Genomic DNA, 18,656 nt, shown 5'->3' on the forward strand with positions numbered 1-18,656 from the left:
TCGTGGAATTGTTAAAACTGTGACGTTGTTCAAAAAATAGCCTGGCGTTTTCCCCTGTGGTACGGCGATCCCTCCGCTGTCGTCTAATACTTAGCGTTCACCAAGCCGGGCAGGAGAGGCCAGATGAAAAAGTTTGCCAGCAGCGTTCATGCTTTTGGTAAAGCGCTGATGATGCCGATTTCGGTCATTGCCGCCGCCGGGATTTTCCTTGGCGTGGCGGCGGCAATGCAGAATCCGGCGATTACCGGTGAAGCGTTTGCCGCGATGCAGGTGCCGCAGCTGATTATCGGTTTTATCCGTAAGGTAGCGGGTGCGCTGTTCGCCAACCTGCCGCTGCTGTTTGCCGTTGCCAGCGCCATCGGCCTGGCTAAAGCGGAAAAACCCACAGCGGCGTTTGCCGCGACGATTGGCTTTATTACGATGCACGTTGGCGTCAGCGCCACGCTGGCGGCGAAAGGGCTGACTGCTGCCACCACGACCGCCCAGGCGCTACAGGCGCAGGGCATGGACCAGACTCAGGCGATGATGACGGCGGCGGAATATATCCAGATGCTTGGCATTTTCACCTACAACATGAGCGTGCTGGGCGGGGTGATTGCCGGGCTGCTCACTGCGGTGATCCATAACCGCTGCTACACCGTTCAGCTGCCCACGGCCATCAGCTTCTTCGGCGGGCGGCGCTTTGTGCCGATTGTCACTGTGCTGGTGCTGCCGCTGGTGGGCGTACTGCTGGCGGCGATCTGGCCAACCATTGGACTTGGCATTGCATGGGTCGGCGAACTGATTGGTAAAAGTGGCCAGTACGGCGCGTTTCTTTACGGCACCAGCGAGCGCTTGCTGATCCCGACCGGGCTGCACCACATCCTGAACGAAACCGTGCGTTTTACGCCGATTGGCGGCATTGCCACCGTTGACGGCCAGACGCTGGTGGGAGCGTTGAATATCTTTAACGCCTCGCTGACCCATCCCGGCAGCGTGCCCGATGAAACGGTGCGGGAAGCCACGCGCTTCCTCGCCCAGGGCAAAATTCCGGTAATGATGTTTGGCCTGCCCGCTGCCGCGCTGGCGATTTACCATGCGGCACGGCCTGAACATAAGCAGCGCGTCAAGGCGCTGATGCTGGCCGCCGCGCTGACATCCTTCACCACCGGCATCACCGAGCCGCTAGAGTTCTGCTTTATCTTCGTTTCACCGGTGCTCTACATCCTGCATGCGCTGCTCAGCGGCCTGTCGTTTATGCTGATGTCGCTGTTTCATCTGATGATTGGTAACGTGCAGGGCGGGGCGATCGACCTGGTGGTGTTCGGTATCCTCGGCGGCGAAAAAACCGCCTGGTGGTGGAGCATCGCGCTGGGGCTGATTTACATACCGGTCTATTACTACAGCTTCCGCTTTATTATTCAGCGCATGCGAGTAGAAACCCCGGGACGCGAAACGGAAGAAGAGGACGCGACGCCACAGGTGGAAGCCGCAGAGCGGATCAAAGTGATTATCAGCGGTCTGGGCGGTGCGGAAAATATTGAGGATGTAGACTGCTGCTTTACCCGCCTGCGCGTTCGGGTAAAAACGATGAAAGAGGTGGTGGATGCCACGCTGATGAGCACCGGGGCCAACGGCGTAAACCGCGTCAGCGATACGGATGTGCAGGTGATCTATGGCCCGCAGGTGGAGAAAATTGCCGGAGAGGTGAAGAGCGCGCTGGGCATCGCCTGAAACTCAGACGTCATTAACCGGAAAGGTTGTGTTTGTACCTGGAATATGACCTCGTTATAATTTCGAATAATATTTAGTCTTAACTCTTTGTGGAATAGAAAAAATAGACATTAAGCAGTTAATTTACCTCTGTAATCTGGAGCGCGAACGCCACTTTGGCCGCGCTGCCGAGGCCAGTTTTGTCAGCCAGCCGACCCTTTCAATGCGCCTGAAAAATCTGGAGCGCGAGCTGGGTCTTTCGCTGATCAACCGCAGCAATAACTTTGACGGTTTTACGCCAGAGGGCGAGCGTGTGCTCTCGTGGGCGCGGGAAATCGTTTCGGTTTATCAGGGGCTGAAGCTGGAAGTGGAATCGCTGAAGCACGGTGTCAGCGGTACGCTGCGCATCGGCGTGGTGCCGCAGTGCAGTATTTCCCTGCCGCAGCTGCTGAAGGCGGTATCCGATCGTTATCCCCAGCTGGATTATCGCATCGCGGTGCTTAGTGCCGACCAGCTGCTGGAAGCGCTGAACAGCCACACGGTGGATGTCGGTATCGGTTTCTTTGAGCTGGCTACGCTGCGGGAACTGCATTTTCAGGCAGAAATGCTGGACGATCGCGGCGTTGAGGTTATCTGGCATCCGCAGCACTTCCCGCAGCTGGCGGGAGATACGCCGCTGGCGCTGGCAGATGTGGTTTCGCTGCCGCTGTGCCTGGCCGACCGTACGCGCTATTTCCGCCGCTATCTGGACAGCCATTTCCTCGACGCCGGGCATACCCTGCGCGTGGTAATGGAAACAACCTCTATCTTCCAGTTAATTCAGGGCGTGCAGGTGGGGCTGGGCTGCCTGATTTCCCCGGTCGGGCATCTGATCCCGGAAAGTATTGGTGAACTGTGCCGACGTCCGCTGCTGATGCCGCCGATGTCGCGCCACGGCGCGGTGGTCATCGCTGAGCCGGGACGCGCCACGCCGCTGGCGCAGCATTTCTTTGATGAGGTCAGGCACCTGCTGATCAACTGACAGCAGGCCGGTAACTTCTCTTACAGGATTTCAGCGTTCTATCAGCCCGGAAATGTCTCCTGCTGAGCTTCGGTACGGATATCAGGTCTGCGGTATCTGCGGTTGAACACAACGATCGCCATCAGACCTGCATCAATCCTCTGAGATATTAATGATTCTCAACACTGACCGTGCCCAGGCTCTGCATCAGGCGGTTTGACCAGCTGGCGGCGGCCACGCTCAGGATCACATCGAAAATCTCAGCGGTCGATAAACCTGCCTCGCGCAGCGGCTGCAAATGTGCCGCGCTAAAACGTTCGGGAACGCGCGTCAGCTGGGCGGCCAGCAGAATGATCGCTTTCTGCCGCTCAGTGGCGATGCTTAATGCCTGGTCGACATTTTCCCACAGCGCATCGCGCAGTTCTCCTGCCGGATAGTGAGCAAAGCAAATGCTGCTGCCGTTGATACGTGCGGTGACCGCGGCGGCAAGGGCGGCATCGTCCGACGCGTGCTGTTTTTCCAGTGCAGAGAGCAGATGCCCCCAGCCGTTCAGCACATCGCCATCCTGCGCCAGCAGCCAGACAAAGCTTTCAGGCTTAATCAACGGTAGACAGAAGGTCAGCGCTTCCAGCTGATCGGCGGCAGCGTAGCGCGGTTCCAGCGGCGTTAGCGCGGGCTGCCATGCTCCGGACGAAAGCGAAGCCGCGTCGGGCGGTACGCTAACACCCGGCATCCAGCGTACCGGCAGCGCCATCAGTGCGTGAATACCTGCCACGACCCGAGCCTGGTAGCTGACGAAGCCGATAATCTGGCTGAAGGTAATGATATCGGGCGCGGTTAATCCCACCTCATCCAGGCGCTGAAGCGCCGCAGAATCGATCAGCGTCGGCTGCCCGGCAAGCTGGCGGGCGTATTCGGTGATCTGCGTTAAGCGACGATTGCTTTCGCGTGATGAATCCGGCCCAGGCAGCGGATTCAGGCGCGCCGCATAGTGGTTGCACAGGCGCTGAATGCCCGTCACCTGCGCGACGGTCAGCGCGGTACTGATGCGATCGTACAGCGTCAGGGTATGCGTCAGGCTGGTGGACAGCTGGCTGGGAAACAGCAGCTGATACAGATCGCGTGACGCCAGATGCAGCGGCTGCGCGCGCTGCACGATAGTCTTTAATTCTCCTTCCGCCTGCTGGGTCAGACCAAGTAAAAAACGGTCTGTAATATCGGCGGCCTCAGGCACCAGAGCGCTACGCTGAGCGGGCAGACTGGTCTGGGTTTCATGATACCAGTGGCTGTTGCCGGGAAAACGGCGTTGTTCCATGGTCATTCCTTTTCAAGTTAACTGACCGTCGGTGCCGTTAAGGTCAAACACACCGCCGATCTGAATGGCATGAATATCCTGACGTAAGCGCTGTGGCGAGCAAAATAATGATCGGTGCTATTAAATAGCTGGAAGATATAAGGGCTTAGAAACAGCAGGGACACCGGAGCGGCGCGGCAGGCCCACCGCGCGCGTCCGAAACGTCTTTTATGAAAGGGAAGATGAAGGCTTAACGATCTTTGCGCCAGGCGTCAGCGGTCAGCGGTTCACCAAAATGGCTGGTGATAAGACGCTTAGTCAGTTCATGCAGCGGGCAGGCCAGCACATCTGCGGTGCTGCCGCGCTCAACCACTTCCCCCTGATGCATCACCAATACCTGATCGCTGATGTGTTTCATCATGCCGAGGTGCTGAGTCACATAGATGTAGGCGATGCGATGCCGGTCCTGCAGTTCCAGCATCAGATTAATCAACTGCGAACGCATCGACATATCCAGCGAGGCCAGCGCCTCATCGGCAATAATCACCCGGGGCTGTAGGATCAGCGCGCGGGCCAGGCCGATACGCTGCTTCTGTCCCGGTGCCAGCATATGCGGGTAGTAGGCGGCGTGATCGCGCAGCAGACCGACCTGACGCAGCGTGGCAATAATTCGCTTCTCCCGCTCTTCGGCATTCAGTTCGGTATTGAGCCGCAGGGGCAAATCCAGAATCTGGCTGATGCGCTGACGAGGATTCAGCGAGTTAGACGGGTCCTGGAATATCATGCGTATACGCTGACTGCGATAGCCGTAATCGCCGTATTCGAGGGCATGATCGTCAATCATCATTTCGCCGGAGGAGGGTTCAATCATCCCGCTCAGCATTTTAGCCAGCGTTGACTTACCCGATCCGTTTTCACCGATAACCGCCAGCGTCTGGCCCTCACGCACGGTAAAGCTGACGTCTTTTACTGCCTCAACGTGCTGTCGGCGAAACAGCCCGGTGCGATAGCGGTAGGTTTTACTGAGGTTGCGCACTTCCAGTAGCGTTTCGTCCATTACTGTTGCTCCGTATTCAGCGGGAAGTGGCAGGCGTAAAGGTGATTCTTTGAACCGCTCAGCCGTGGCGTTTCAATACAGGTGCGCTGCGCGTAGGGGCAGCGCGGGCCAAGACGGCAGCCAATCGGCAGATGCTCCAGCGACGGAATGGCGCCCGGCAGCGTATTCAACCGGCTTTTGTGCGGTAGCGAGCGGCCAAAGTCCGGCATCGCGCGGATCAGCGCCTGCGTATAAGGATGGTGGGGGGCGCTAATCAGCTCTTCGCTGACCGCCGTCTCCACCGTCTGACCGCAGTACATCACGTTAATCTTATCGGCCCAGTGGCTCAGCATCTGCAGGTCGTGGCTGATGAGCAGAATGGTGGTGTTGTTATTCTGATTCAACCTGGAGAGCAGGCGGAAAATCTGCGCCTGGGTGGTTGGCTCCATGGCGTTAGTGGGTTCGTCGGCAATCAGCAGGCGCGGCTGGTTGGCAAGGGCGATAGCGATCATTACCTTCTGACACTCGCCGTCGGTCAGCTCGTAGGGGAAGCTGCGCATAATATCTTTGTGATCTTTAATGCCGACCCGGTGCAGTAGTTCAATGGCTCGATAATGGCGCCAGCGAAAACGCTGATACCAGCGGCCTTTCCACGTTGAACCGGGTATTGCCTGCTTGAGCTGTCTGCCAATACTTTCGGACGGATCGAGACAGGACTGCGGCTCCTGAAAAATCATCGACACGTTTTGGCCAACGAGTTTACGCCGCTCGCGGGGGGAAAGATGCAGCAGATCGATATCATCAAAGCGCATACGGTCCGCGGTAATGCGCCAGTTATCCTTGGTCACGCCGCAGATAGCCTTGGCGATCAGGCTTTTACCCGAACCGGATTCGCCTACCAGCCCGCGAATTTCGCCTTCGGTCAGCGTAATGCTGACGCGGTCGACCGCCTTGACCGGGCCGTCGGCGGTCATAAATTCAATGGTCAGATTTCGAATATCGAGCAGCGGCATTATTCGACTCCCGCAACGATGGCCCGGCGCACGCCGTCACCCAACAGGTTGACGATCAGTACACAAAGCATAATCGCTGCGCCGGGTAACATCACGGTCCAGGGCGCAACATAAATCAATTCGAGGGAATCCCCCAGCATTGCTCCCCACTCCGGCGAAGGCAGCTGCGCGCCGAGGTCGAGAAAGCCCAGTGCAGCAATATCAAGGATGGCCATCGACAGCGCACGGGTAAACTCGCTCACCAGCAGCGCAAGAATATTCGGCAAAATCGCGTGCCACAGAATATCCAGGTTGCTGGCTCCGTCGAGCCGGGATGCCACCACGTACTCTTTTTCCAGCTCATCGTGTACCGCGCTGTAAATAGCGCGCACCAGTCTCGGCAGGATCGCCAGAAACACCGCCAGCATGGCATGTTCCAGCCTTGGTCCCATAAACGCGACTACGATGATCGCCAACAGCAGTGAAGGTATGGAGAGCAGGGTATCCAGCACGTGGTTCATCACCGCCGAACGCAGGCCGTGAGTTAACCCCGCCAGTACCCCAAGCAACATGGCGCACACTGCGGCGGCCAGGGTAATGACAATCGCCGATCCCACGGTGGGCGCCGCGCCGCTCAGCATGCGGCTGAGCAAATCACGGCCCAGATCGTCGGTACCGAGGAAGAAGGAGACATCGCCGTAACGCGACCAGGACGGCGGCAGCAGCTGATAGCCGAGAAACTGTTGGTCGATGCCGTAAGGCGCAATCAGATTGCCAAAGATGCACAGCAGCAGCACGGCTCCAAAACTGTACAGGCCAATCATCGCCGTGGTGTCGTGATAGAACAGCCGCCACGTATGGCGTAGCGGACTGGGCGGGCGCTTCTCTGCGTAGATATTATCGGCGGGCATGAGTGTCCGCTGGCGTTTTTTTGCGCGAAATTAATTCAAACTCTATTTTCATATCATCATCTTACGTTGAAATCACGCTTAAGGCACACCCATTCTGGTGACATTCGATTGCAGAGTAAACCCGTACATTTCAGCATAGATGATTATCCGTCTATTACAGTGTCACAAGCAAGGGACGGGGACGTTATTCCTCCAGAAATCCGCGGTGCCGTAAGAAGACCCGACAAGACGCGAAGCGGATAAACAGATGACTGCGATGCTCCTGCTTATCGGCCTGTTTACGACAGAGTTCGCTAACAACGAAAGCATGGGCTTCAGGAAATGAATGGCTGAATGTCAGCGCAAAGGAAGATTTTAAACGATTAGTTATTGAATCCCGCCTATATTAGCGGGATTCAATAATGATTTTAATTTAGGCCACGTTATTAAAATCTGAAGTTAGGAATATAAATCCCTCCTGGATACATAATACTGGAGGGTGTTCCCGGTTTCCAGCAGCTGTTTGCTGCATCGATCCATGTGCCCATTTCTTTTCCGCGAAGATCTACAACATTCGTTGACTCCCGGCCACCTTGCCAGTTCATTCCACCAGACACTTGTTCGCTTGATTGAGTATTTAATATTTCCATATTGACTCTCCTTTAATGACATCCATGGATTTTTATACTATGAATTATGCTGCCTAAACTTTCCCTTTGTAGTATATCCCCCCTTAATACTGTCACCATTTTTTTCATGAGTATTTCATCGGGGTTGATATCATTCAATAGGTTTTTTTTCCAAAGTCCACAGGCTGCATAAGCCTTGCTCTCAGGCGTTGAGTCAGGGTTTTCTATTACTTTTTTAAATATTGAATCGGAGTTTTTGTTTTCAAGAGCCTCCTCATAAATAAGTTGCTCTGGCATTTTTTTTGCTATGAATCCATTGAAGCCCATAGAGAAAACCTCAACCGAGGCTAGCTTTTTTTCTATGTTCATCGGGGGCGCATGAACAGATAGACTCGTCAGCGCAATAATGCCTGGTAAATAAATTTTTTTCCATTTCATTCTACTCTCCTGTAGCGCACTTAAGTCATCATACTATTAGTATAGGTAAATCGGTTTCGCGGCTATTCCCGTTATGCTGAAAATTTTTATTGTAATTAGTGGAGGTGAGTGTGTTTTTATTGTTAGTACGGTTGTTCAATCCAGCGTAGAGTATATCAAGTTCTACACACTTAATGGCTCGCTGTAAAATTAGATGCAGCCTTCTGAGGGATCGTAGGCTGGCGGGAATTGAACCCGCCGATGAAGTTTATTCCCTCTTACTCCATGATAAATAGCTCGGAACCAATCAACTACCTTAGCGCATACCATTCCTTATGCTTCAGCGGGTTGGTCATCGCACCAAGGATATCCGCCAGCACGTTCACCGCAATCACCAGCGCGCCAACCACCATCACCCCGGCAGAAATCGCCGCGTAATCCTGCTGGCGGATGGCGTTAATCAGCCAGCGGCCCAGGCCAGGCCAGCTGAAGACCATCTCGGTAATCATCGCCAGCGTCAGCATAGTAGAGAACTGCAGGCCGAGACGCGGGATCACCGGCGGTACGGCGTTATGCAATACGTGGCGGCGAATAATGGTGAACAGCGACAGCCCGCGTGTGGCGGCTGCCTTAACGTAGTTCTGCTCCATCACTTCACGGGTACTGATGCGCAGCAGGCGGATCACCTCGGTGGTGGGAGCCACCGACAGCGCGGCAACCGGCAGGATCATATGGGTGAGGGCGCTGACAATCATCTCATGTCGCCATGGTGAATCCGAAAGAAACGCATCAATCAGCGCGAAGCCGGTAATATTTTTCACCGGGTAAAGCAGATCGAAACGCCCGGACACCGGCAGCCAGCCGAGATTGAGCGAGAAAAACAGCGTCAGCAGCAGCGCCAGCCAGAATACCGGCAGGGAGAAACCCAGCAGCGCAAGGGCGCTCAGCAGCTTATCCTGCCATTTGTTACGCATCACACCAGCAACAATACCCAATGGGATACCTATCAGCATGGCCAGCGCAAAAGCCATAAAACACAGTTCCAGCGTGGCGGGAAACACCTCGCGCAGCTGCTGGTTAATCGACTGGCCGTTAATGCTCGAAACGCCAAAATCCAGATGCAGAATGCCTCTAAACCAGAAGGTCCAGGCATCGATCAGCGACGCGCCCTGCAGTGGCGCATGGGGGGTAAAATAGCTCAGGCTGAAGCCGATCAGCGTCAGCATAAACAGGGTCACGATAAACAGCACCAGCCGGCGCAGCGTATAAATTATCACGGTGAAGTCTCCTCACCGTTGTCGCGATGGACGCCGGCGAATGACGCATTGCCAAACGGACTGAGTACCAGTCCTTTAATATCATAACGATAGGCCTGCAGGCGGAGTGAATAGGCCAGCGGCAGCACCGGCAGCTCTTTTGCCAGCAGCGCCTGGGCGCGATCGTAGTAGTCGATACGGGTGGCGAGCTGCTGGGAAAGCAGCGCCCGGTGCACCAGATCGTCGAACTCAGGATTGCACCAGTGAGCGTAGTTGGTTTGCGATGCGATAGCCGCACAGCTCAGCAGCGGCCGGAAGAAGCTGTCGGGATCGTTACTGTCGGTAGACCAGCCTGTGAGGGTCAGATCGTGGTTCATCTCCATCAGGCGTGCTTCCTGGAAGCGGCCATCAACCTGAACAATGGTGACCCGCACGCCGATTTGCGCCAGATCGGCCTGTAGCAGTTCCGCGGTTTTCATCGGGCTGGGGTTCCACGCCTGCGATGCGGAAGGCACCCACAGATTGAGATGCAGATTTTCGATCCCCAGCGCTTTCAGCTCTTCGCGGGCCTTTTGCGGGTTGTAGGGGGTAATGCGCGCATCGGTGTCGTAGGCCCAGGAGGCGCGCGGCAAAATCGAGGCTGCGGTTTCCGCCGTACCGTAAAAAATCGACTCCATCAGGCGTTCATTATTAATCCCCAGCGCCAGCGCCTGGCGCACTTCAGGGCGATCGAGCGGCGGCTTGCGGGTATTAAAGGCCAGATAGGCAGTATTCATCCCCGGGCGCAGCGTCAGGCGCAGACGCGGATCGTCACGCAGAATGGAAAGCTGGCTGGCGGCGGGATAGGCCAACACATCACACTCGCCGGTCAGCAGTTTGGACAGGCGTCCGGTACCGCCCGCGCCGAGATCGATCACCACCTGCGACATGCGCGGGGTGCCTTTCCAGTAATTTTCGTTACGCTGCAGGCGAATGTACTGCCCGGCGCGATACTCGCTGAGCATAAACGGCCCGGTGCCGACCGGTTCGCGGTCCATCTGCTCCTGGCGATCGCTTTTTGTCAGCTTATCGGCGTATTCCGCCGAAAGTACGGGCGCATAGTGGGTGGCGAGATGCCACAGAAACGAAGCATCCGGGCTGTTCAGGCGGATCTCAACGGTATTTTTATCCAGTTTTTTTACGCTTTGCACCGCGTCGGAAAATTGCAGACTGTCGAAGTAGGGATAGCTGCCGCCGTTGACGTTGTGCCAGGGGTGCTGGCGATTGAACACACGATCGAAACTGAAGACCACATCATCGGCGTTCATCGGCCTTGTTGGCGTAAACCACGCGGTTTTCTGGAAGTCGACCTTCTGGCGCAGGTGGAAGCGATAGGTCGCGCCGTTATCCAGCACTTCCCAGCTTTCGGCCAGCTCGGGGATGAGCCGATAGGTATAAGGATCAACATCCAGCAGGCGGTCGTAAAACTGCGCGGCCAGCGTGCCCACCACCAGCCCGCCGCTGGCCATCTGCGGATTAAAGGTGTTCATAACGCCGTTAACGCAGTAGACAAACCCGCTCTGGCGGATATCGCCGGGCGTTGCCGACCACGCCTGGGCACTGAAAACGCCGAGGCTGAGTAACAGGGTGGAAAATAGTTTGCGCATAATTCGTCTGATATTTAAGGCATAAGCAGAGTGTACCGCACTCTCGTCGTAAGGCTACAGCCCGGCAGGATAACTGACGGCTAATTCGCCTGCAAAAGAGCATACTGTTATCAGGGGTGTTCAAAATACACCCAATATCACTACGGTAATGAGAAAAATTCTCAACAAAGTACTTTACAGAAAGAAGTGAGAATGATTATTATTGCCATGCGCTTCACCGGTGGCTCTACCGGAGAAGAGCACGACATTGCTCACATTGCTTCCAGTATTTTTCAGCCCACCTTGAGTGGGCTTTTTTTTGTCCGTTATTCATCCCCGCTGATGGCGTGCTTTTTCAGCATCGCTCGCAGCTGATGGTAGCTGACCCCCAGCAGCTCTGCCGCCCGGCGCTGGTTAAACCGAGCCTGAGCGAGGCTTTTTTCAACCAGCGCGCGCTCCTGGCGCAGCTGCCAGTGACGCAGGTCAAAAGGCAGGTCGGGCAGGGGATCGCCTTCGCTTGCTGCAACCTGATCCACCGGCGTTGTCTTACTGAACGGGTTGATGATGATGGTATCCAGCAGCCGTTCGCTGTCCGCATGGCGATACACCGAACGCTCCACCACGTTTTTCAGCTCGCGCACGTTACCTGGCCAGCCGTAAGCCAGCAGCTCCTGCTGCGCGCCGGAGGAAAAACCGGGGAACAGCGGCAGGCCGAGTTCTCGGCACATCTGCATGGCGAAGTGCTGCGCCATCACCAGAATATCGCTGCGGCGCTCGCGCAGCGGCGGCAGCTGTACGACGTCAAACGACAGCCGGTCGAGCAGGTCGGCACGGAATTTCCCTTCACGCGCCAGCTGCGGCAGATCGTCGTTGGTGGCGCACACCAGCCTCACGCTGACCTGGAGCGGCTGACTGCCGCCAACGCGCTCAAGATGGCCGTATTCAATCACCCGCAGCAGCTTTTCCTGCACCAGCATTGGCGCGGTGGCCAGCTCATCAAGAAACAGCGTGCCGCCGTCGGCGCGCTCAAAGCGTCCCAGATGGCGCTTCTGCGCGCCGGTAAACGCACCAGCCTCGTGGCCAAACAGTTCGGAGTCCAGCAGATTTTCATTCAGCGCCGCGCAGTTCAGTGAAATAAACGGCCCCTGCCAGCGGGCTGACAGATAGTGCAGGCGGCTGGCTATCAGCTCTTTCCCCGTACCGCGCTCTCCCACCACCAGCACCGGTTTATTCAGCGGTGCGAGTCTGGATACCTGCTCCAGCACTTCCAGAAAGTTGTTTGACTCACCCAGCAGGGTATCGGAACGATCGCTCATAATGAAATTCACCAGGATTTAGCGAGATTAACTAATCTAAAGTTTAGCCTGGCGGCTGTAAACACGCCTGGGCATTAAAAATCAATAACATAAAAACTGGCACGCCTTTTGAATAGTGTATCCCCGTACCGCACGATCAACGTGTTTAAACGGCAGACGCCGGGATCTTATTGAAGAGGATTGTATTATGGGAATTTTTTCTCGTTTCGCCGACATCGTGAACGCCAATATTAACGCGCTGCTGGAAAAGGCCGAAGATCCGCAGAAGCTGGTTCGCCTGATGATTCAGGAAATGGAAGATACGCTGGTGGAAGTGCGTACCACCTCCGCTCGCGCGCTGGCTGAAAAGAAACAGCTGCTGCGCCGCATTGATCAGGCGGAAACCCAGCAGGCGGAATGGCAGGATAAAGCCGAGCTGGCACTGAGCAAAGACAAAGAAGATCTGGCACGCGCCGCGCTGATTGAGAAGCAAAAACTCACCGACCTGATCGCCGTGCTGAACCAGGAATCCAGCCAGGTGGACGAGAGCCTCACCCGCATGAAAGGCGAAATTGGCGAACTGGAGAACAAACTGAACGAAACCCGTGCTCGCCAACAGGCACTGACTCTGCGTCATCAGGCGGCTTCTTCTTCTCGTGACGTTCGTCGCCAGCTGGACAGCGGTAAAATTGATGAAGCGATGGCGCGCTTTGAGTCGTTCGAGCGCCGCATCGACCACATGGAAGCGGAAGCCGAAAGCCACAGCTTTGGTAAAAAGAAAACCCTCGACCAGCAGTTCGCTGAACTGCAGGCGGACGATGAAATCAGCCAGCAGCTGGCGGCCCTGAAAGCTAAAATGAACCGCAGCGAGTAAGCCAACCGTCAACGGGCCTGTATTAAGGAGAATCAATGAGCGCGTTATTTCTTGCCATACCGTTAACTATTTTTGTGCTGTTCGTCGCGCCGATCTGGCTGTGGCTGCACTACAGTAACCGGCAAAACCGCGGCAGCGATCTGTCGCAGGGCGATCTGCAACGACTGCAACAGCTGACCGGCGATGCGAAAAAAATGCGTGAGCGCATTCAGGCGCTGGAAGCGATTCTCGACGCCGAGCATCCGAACTGGAGGCAGCCATGAACCATCGCCATAAGCTTTACCGTATTCCGCAGCAGGGCAAACTGAAGGGCGTCTGCGCCGGGATTGCCAACTATCTGGATATTCCGGTGCGGCTGGTACGGGTGATTGTGGTGTTGTCGATGTTCTTCGGGCTGTTTGTCTTTACCCTGGTAGCCTATGCCGCGCTGGCTCTGGTGCTGGATGAAATGCCGCAGAGCGAACTGGACAACCAGCCGCCGCTGAATGCCTCTCAGCTGCTGGATGAGCTTAGCCGCGAACTGCGCGGCGGCGAGCAGCAGCTGCGTGAGGTGGAGCGCTACGTCACGTCAGAAACCTTTACCGTGCGCAGCCGCTTCAGCCAGCTTTGATCGTGTCTACTCACGTGGAGAAAACTATGCGTCACGGGAAATCGACCCTTCGTCATCAGGCCGCACCCGCGCTAAAAAAGGTGGGGAAATTTATTCTGATTAGCGCCATCACCTACGGCCCGGCAGGCCTGAGCGGCTGGGCGGTAAAATCCGTGGCGCGTAAACCGCTGAAAATTTTACTGGCGTGGGCGCTGGAACTGCTGCTCCGCCGCGTGATGCGGGGAGCTGTAGCAAAATGGGTGAAACCGGCCCGCTAGCGCCAGTGTGTTAAACTAAGGACAATCAAACACCTGAGGTAAGCTGGCCCCTGATGAAACGACTGCAAAATGAATTGATGTCGCTGGTGAATCGCGGCGTGGATCGCCATCTGCGTCTCGCCGTTACCGGCCTGAGCCGCAGCGGTAAAACCGCTTTTATCACCTCGCTGGTTAACCAGCTTCTGAATGTGAATACCGACGCCCGACTGCCGCTGTTTACCGCCGTGCGCGAGCAGCGGCTGCTGGGCGTGAAGCGCGTGCCGCAGCGCGATCTGGGCATTCCCCGCTTTACCTATGATGAAGGGCTGGCGCAGCTGCACGGCACCCCGCCGGACTGGCCGACGCCAACGCGTGGGGTCAGCGAAATGCGCCTGGCGCTGCGCTACCGCTCGCGCGATTCGCTGCTGCGCCATTTTACCGACGCCTCCACGCTGTACCTTGAAATCGTCGACTATCCCGGCGAATGGCTGCTCGATCTGCCAATGCTGGCGCAGGATTACCTCAGCTGGTCACGGCAGATGACCGGGCTGTTACAGGGCGACCGTGCCTTGTGGTCGCAGCAATGGCAACAGCTGTGCAGCGGTTTGGACCCGCTGGCCCCGGCGGACGAAAACCGGCTGGCGGAGATCGCCGCAGCGTGGACCGAATATCTTCAGCGCTGCAAACAGGAAGGGCTGCACTTTATTCAGCCCGGCCGCTTTGTGCTGCCCGGCGAAATGGCCGGTGCCCCTGCGCTGCAGTTTTTCCCCTGGCCGGAAGTCGCAGAGGGCGGTGAAACCCGACTGGCGCAGGCGGATGCCGCCAGCAATATCGGCATGCTGCGCGCGCGTTATCAATACTACTGCCAGCACGTGGTGAAAGATTTCTACAAAAATCATTTTCTGCGCTTTGACCGCCAGATTGTGCTGGTTGACTGCTTGCAGCCGCTGAACAGCGGCCCGCAGGCGTTTAACGACATGCGCCTGGCGCTGACTCAGCTGATGCAAAGCTTCTCCTACGGCCAGCGCACGCTGTTCCGCCGGATGTTCTCCCCGGTGATTGATAAGCTGCTGTTCGCCGCCACCAAGTCCGATCACGTTACCGCCGATCAGCACGCCAACCTGGTGTCGCTGTTGCAGCAGCTGGTGCAGGATGCCTGGCAAAACGCCGCGTTTGAAGGTATCACCATGGACTGCGTTGGCCTGGCTTCGGTGCAGGCGACGCAGAGCGGCTACGTTGAGCATCAGGGAGAAAGCATCCCGGCGTTACGCGGTCACCGACTGACCGACGGTGTTCCGTTAACCGTCTATCCGGGCGAAGTACCACCCCGTCTTCCCGGCAGCGCCTTCTGGCAGCAGCAGGGTTTTCATTTTGAGCAGTTCCGTCCGCAGGCGCTGGATATCGACAGGCCGCTGCCACATATCCGTATGGATGCCGCGCTGGAATTTTTACTGGGAGATAAGCTGCGATGAATACACCGATTAAACCGCGCATGGATTTTGCCGAACCGCTGGCCAAAGAGCAGGCAACGGTCCTGCGGCAGCAGCAGGAATTTGCCGAACAGCAGGATCGGTTTATTGCCGTTGAGCCGGAAGTTGATGTGCAGGAAGAGAGCGCGGGCGAGCTGGCGGTGGAAGCCGCGCTGCGGCCTAAACGCAGCCTGTGGCGCAAAATGGTTACCGCCGGGCTGGGCCTGTTTGGTATCAGCGTGGTGGCCCAGGGCGTGCAGTGGACCCATCAGGCGTGGGTCGCGCAGGACTGGATTGCCCTCGGTGGCAGCGTGGCCGGCGGGCTGATTGTCGCCGCCGGTGCCGGTTCGCTCATCGTGGAGTGGCGTCGGCTTTACCGCCTGCGCGAGCGGGCGACCGAGCGCGATATCGGCCGCGAATTGCTGCACAGCCACGGCATGGGTAAAGGCCGCGCTTTCTGCGAAAAGCTGGCACAGCAGGCCGGGCTGGACACTGGCAACCCGGCGTTACAGCGCTGGCAGGCTTCGCTGCACGAAACACACAACGATAGCGAAGTGGTGGCGCTCTATGCCCGGCTGGTGCAGCCGCAGCTGGATCGCCAGGCGCGGCGAGAAATCAGCCGCTGCGCTGCTGAATCGACGCTGATGATTGCCGTCAGCCCGCTGGCACTGGTGGATATGGCCTTTATTGCCTGGCGCAATCTGCGGCTGGTGAACCGCATCGCCCAGCTGTACGGCATTGAGCTGGGTTATTTCAGTCGTCTGCGCCTGTTTAAACTGGTGCTGCTGAATATTGCATTCGCCGGGGCATCGGAGCTGGTGCGGGAAGTGGGTATGGACTGGATGTCGCAGGATCTGGCGGCCCGGCTGTCGGCGCGTGCCGCACAGGGCATTGGTGCGGGGCTGCTGACCGCGCGCCTCGGCATTAAAGCCATGGAGCTTTGCCGCCCGCTGCCCTGGCTGGAGGATGATAAACCGCGCCTGGGCGATTTCCGCCGTGAACTGATAGGCCAGCTAAAAGAAAGCCTGAAGCGGTCGCCCGATCGCGAAAAATGACACGGCTGATTACAGTCGCTGTCAACTTTTCCTGACAGAATGCTTCTGAGTGGCCGCGGGATAGCGTATTATTGTGACAGTGCCAGACACCGCAACAATAAGGGTTTACATCCATGCGTCTCGAAGTATTTTGCCAGGACCGAATTGGTCTGACCCGTGAACTGCTGGATCTGCTGGTTGAACGCAGCATCGATCTACGCGGTATCGAAATTGCCGCTATTGGCCGCATCTACCTGAATTTTTCCACCATCAGCTTTGAACAGTTCAGCCAGCTGATGGCGGAAATTCGCCGCATCCCTGGTGTGACCGACGTGCGTACGGTCGCATTTCTGCCTTCCGAGCGCGAGCATCGAGCGCTGAGCGCGCTGCTTGTTGCTCTGCCCGAGCCGGTTTTCTCCATTGATTTAAAAAGCAAGGTTGAACTGGCAAACCCGGCGGCGCAGTCGTTATTCGATCTCAATGAAGAGAAAATGCGTAATTACAGCGCGGGTGCACTTATCCCCGGCTTTAACTTCCAGCGCTGGCTGGAAAGTGAGCGCATTGAGGCGCAGGCGCACCATGTCGTGCTACAGGGGCGAGACTTCCTGATGGAGGTGACGCCGATCTATGCCCGTGACGATGAAAATAATGCCACCACGCCTGCCGGTGCGGTGGTTCTGTTGAAATCGACAGCCCGCATGGGGCAGCAGCTGCAAAACCTGGCGGTGAACGATGACAGCGAATTCCAGCATATTGTTGCCGTCAGCAGCAAAATGCGCCAGGTCATCGATCAGGCGCGCAAGCTGGCGATGCTGGACGCACCGCTGCTGATTGTTGGTGATACCGGTACCGGTAAGGATATGCTGGCCCGCGCCTGCCATTTGCGCAGCGCTCGGGGTAAAAAGCCGTTCCTGGCGCTGAACTGCGCGTCGCTGCCGGATGATGTGGCTGAAAGCGAACTGTTTGGTCACGCGGCCGGTGCCTATCCGAACGCGCTGGAAGGGAAAAAAGGCTTCTTCGAGCAGGCCAGCGGCGGTTCGGTGCTGTTGGATGAGATCGGTGAAATGTCACCGCGTATGCAAACCAAGCTGCTGCGCTTCCTGAACGACGGCACCTTCCGCCGCGTGGGCGAAGAACATGAGGTACACGTGGATGTGCGGGTGATCTGCGCCACCCAGCGTAACCTGATGGAGCTGGTTCAGCGCGGGGAATTCCGTGAAGATCTGTTTTACCGGCTGAACGTGCTGACGCTGAATCTGCCGCCGCTGCGCGACCGCCCGCAGGATATCCTGCCGCTGACTGAAATGTTCGTTGCCCGCTTTGCCGATGAACAGGGCATGGCAAGGCCGAAGCTGTCGCCGCAGCTGAACGGCTTCCTGACGCGTTATACCTGGCCGGGAAATGTGCGTCAGCTGAAAAATGCGCTGTACCGCGCGCTGGCCCAGCTGGAGGGCTATGAACTGCGGCCACAGGATATTGCGCTGCCGGAATATGCGATGGAAATGCCGCTGGGTGATGATGCGATTGAAGGCTCGCTGGATGAAATTACCAGCCGCTTTGAGCGCTCGGTGCTGACCCGTCTTTATCTCTCCTATCCCAGCACACGCAAGCTGGCGAAAAGGCTGGGCGTATCGCACACCGCGATTGCCAATAAACTGCGGGAATATGGCCTGAGTCAGAAGAAAACGGACAGCGAGTAGTCGGGAAACAACAAGAAGGCCAGCCGGACGGCTGGCCTGCAACACAGTTACTTAAGTGCAGCCAGCGCCGCATCGTAGTCTGGTTCGGTGGTGATTTCATTCACCAGCTCGCTGTACAGCACGTTGTCCTGCTCATCCAGCACCACTACCGCACGGGCAGTCAGACCGGCCAGCGGACCTTCAGCAATTGCCACGCCGTAGTCTTTCTTGAACTCGCCGCCGCGCAGGGTGGACAGGGTCACCACGTTGCTCAGGCCGTCAGAACCGCAGAAGCGGGACTGAGCGAACGGCAGGTCTGCTGAAATGCACAGCACCACGGTGTTGTCCAGGTCGTTAGCCAGCTGGTTGAATTTACGCACTGACGCCGCGCAAACGCCGGTATCAATACTAGGGAAGATATTCAGCACCTTACGTTTACCTGCGTACTGCGAAAGAAAGACATCGGCAAGGTCTTTCGCGACCAGGGTAAAGGGTTTCGCGCTCTGGCCTGGACCAGGGATTTGGCCGTCAACGGAAACCGGGTTACCCTGAAAATGTACGGTCTGAGACATAGACTATCCTTTTAATGTTAATGGTGTTTAAACGCTTTCAGTGTATGTCATGCTGA

Annotated in this window: 19 protein-coding genes; 9 read left to right on the plus strand and 10 right to left on the minus strand. The window is 56.9% G+C overall.

Annotated elements, in window-relative coordinates; all coding sequences use genetic code 11:
• Window positions 1–123 precede the first annotated feature (123 nt).
• Complete coding sequence (locus JOE09_RS00860) at window positions 124–1,713, plus strand: PTS transporter subunit EIIC (RefSeq protein ID WP_200559539.1); 1,590 nt, start codon at window positions 124–126, stop codon at window positions 1,711–1,713.
• A 103-nt stretch (window positions 1,714–1,816) separates the two neighbouring features.
• Entirely contained in the window at window positions 1,817–2,713 is an 897-nt protein-coding gene (locus JOE09_RS00865) for a LysR substrate-binding domain-containing protein (RefSeq protein WP_205065079.1), read from the plus strand.
• A gap of 148 nt (window positions 2,714–2,861) precedes the next feature.
• On the opposite strand, the gene JOE09_RS00870 is transcribed toward JOE09_RS00865, so the two are convergent.
• The 9 genes from JOE09_RS00870 to pspF form a co-directional block, all read right to left on the minus strand.
• On the minus strand, window positions 2,862–4,007 hold the full coding sequence (locus tag JOE09_RS00870) for a CMD domain-containing protein (protein WP_205064440.1): 1,146 nt from the start codon (window positions 4,005–4,007) through the stop codon (window positions 2,862–2,864).
• Between the two features lie 229 nt (window positions 4,008–4,236).
• Entirely contained in the window at window positions 4,237–5,043 is an 807-nt protein-coding gene (gene sapF / locus JOE09_RS00875; protein ID WP_200559534.1) for a putrescine export ABC transporter ATP-binding protein SapF, read from the minus strand.
• The gene (gene sapD / locus JOE09_RS00880) at window positions 5,043–6,035 is read right to left on the minus strand and encodes a putrescine export ABC transporter ATP-binding protein SapD (RefSeq protein ID WP_105594718.1); all 993 of its coding nucleotides are present in this window, start codon (window positions 6,033–6,035) and stop codon (window positions 5,043–5,045) included. The genes sapF and sapD overlap by 1 nt, the downstream gene beginning before the upstream one ends.
• On the minus strand, window positions 6,035–6,925 hold the full coding sequence (sapC, locus tag JOE09_RS00885; RefSeq protein WP_105594717.1) for a putrescine export ABC transporter permease SapC: 891 nt from the start codon (window positions 6,923–6,925) through the stop codon (window positions 6,035–6,037). Before sapC ends, sapD begins: the two co-directional genes overlap by 1 nt.
• Before the next feature lie 425 nt (window positions 6,926–7,350).
• Window positions 7,351–7,554 carry a hypothetical protein gene (locus JOE09_RS00890; RefSeq protein WP_205064441.1) on the minus strand — a complete coding sequence of 68 codons (204 nt, stop codon included), beginning with the start codon at window positions 7,552–7,554 and terminating at the stop codon, window positions 7,351–7,353.
• A 12-nt stretch (window positions 7,555–7,566) separates the two neighbouring features.
• Complete coding sequence (gene mchS3, locus JOE09_RS00895; RefSeq protein ID WP_205064442.1) at window positions 7,567–7,971, minus strand: MchS3 family protein; 405 nt, start codon at window positions 7,969–7,971, stop codon at window positions 7,567–7,569.
• Window positions 7,972–8,261: 290 nt separating this feature from the next.
• A complete protein-coding gene (gene sapB / locus JOE09_RS00900) occupies window positions 8,262–9,227 on the minus strand; it encodes a putrescine export ABC transporter permease SapB (protein WP_205064443.1) in 966 nt (321 codons plus the stop codon).
• Window positions 9,224–10,852, minus strand: coding sequence for an ABC transporter substrate-binding protein SapA (gene sapA, locus JOE09_RS00905; protein WP_205064444.1), 1,629 nt, complete (start codon window positions 10,850–10,852; stop codon window positions 9,224–9,226). The genes sapB and sapA overlap by 4 nt, the downstream gene beginning before the upstream one ends.
• 305 nt (window positions 10,853–11,157) lie before the next feature.
• A complete protein-coding gene (gene pspF, locus JOE09_RS00910; protein WP_205064445.1) occupies window positions 11,158–12,147 on the minus strand; it encodes a phage shock protein operon transcriptional activator in 990 nt (329 codons plus the stop codon).
• A 187-nt stretch (window positions 12,148–12,334) separates the two neighbouring features.
• On the opposite strand from pspF, the gene pspA reads away from it, so the two are divergent.
• From pspA to tyrR, 7 genes are all read left to right on the plus strand, one after another.
• Window positions 12,335–13,000 carry a phage shock protein PspA gene (gene pspA, locus JOE09_RS00915; RefSeq protein ID WP_205064446.1) on the plus strand — a complete coding sequence of 222 codons (666 nt, stop codon included), beginning with the start codon at window positions 12,335–12,337 and terminating at the stop codon, window positions 12,998–13,000.
• A gap of 35 nt (window positions 13,001–13,035) precedes the next feature.
• A complete protein-coding gene (pspB, locus tag JOE09_RS00920; RefSeq protein ID WP_205064447.1) occupies window positions 13,036–13,263 on the plus strand; it encodes an envelope stress response membrane protein PspB in 228 nt (75 codons plus the stop codon).
• Entirely contained in the window at window positions 13,260–13,610 is a 351-nt protein-coding gene (gene pspC / locus JOE09_RS00925; RefSeq protein ID WP_105594711.1) for an envelope stress response membrane protein PspC, read from the plus strand. Before pspB ends, pspC begins: the two co-directional genes overlap by 4 nt.
• Before the next feature lie 26 nt (window positions 13,611–13,636).
• Window positions 13,637–13,867, plus strand: a complete 231-nt coding sequence (gene pspD / locus JOE09_RS00930) for a phage shock protein PspD (protein WP_205064448.1) — start codon at window positions 13,637–13,639, stop codon at window positions 13,865–13,867.
• Window positions 13,868–13,920: 53 nt separating this feature from the next.
• Window positions 13,921–15,318 carry a YcjX family GTP-binding protein gene (locus tag JOE09_RS00935; RefSeq protein WP_205064449.1) on the plus strand — a complete coding sequence of 466 codons (1,398 nt, stop codon included), beginning with the start codon at window positions 13,921–13,923 and terminating at the stop codon, window positions 15,316–15,318.
• A complete protein-coding gene (locus tag JOE09_RS00940) occupies window positions 15,315–16,370 on the plus strand; it encodes a YcjF family protein (RefSeq protein WP_205064450.1) in 1,056 nt (351 codons plus the stop codon). The genes JOE09_RS00935 and JOE09_RS00940 overlap by 4 nt, the downstream gene beginning before the upstream one ends.
• 113 nt (window positions 16,371–16,483) lie before the next feature.
• Window positions 16,484–18,049, plus strand: coding sequence for a transcriptional regulator TyrR (gene tyrR / locus JOE09_RS00945; RefSeq protein ID WP_200543693.1), 1,566 nt, complete (start codon window positions 16,484–16,486; stop codon window positions 18,047–18,049).
• A gap of 47 nt (window positions 18,050–18,096) precedes the next feature.
• On the opposite strand, the gene tpx is transcribed toward tyrR, so the two are convergent.
• Entirely contained in the window at window positions 18,097–18,600 is a 504-nt protein-coding gene (gene tpx, locus JOE09_RS00950) for a thiol peroxidase (protein ID WP_205064451.1), read from the minus strand.
• Between the last annotated feature and the right edge of the window lie 56 nt (window positions 18,601–18,656).

It is taken from the genome of Pantoea coffeiphila, from assembly GCF_016909495.1.
Lineage (GTDB): Bacteria > Pseudomonadota > Gammaproteobacteria > Enterobacterales > Enterobacteriaceae > Erwinia > Erwinia coffeiphila.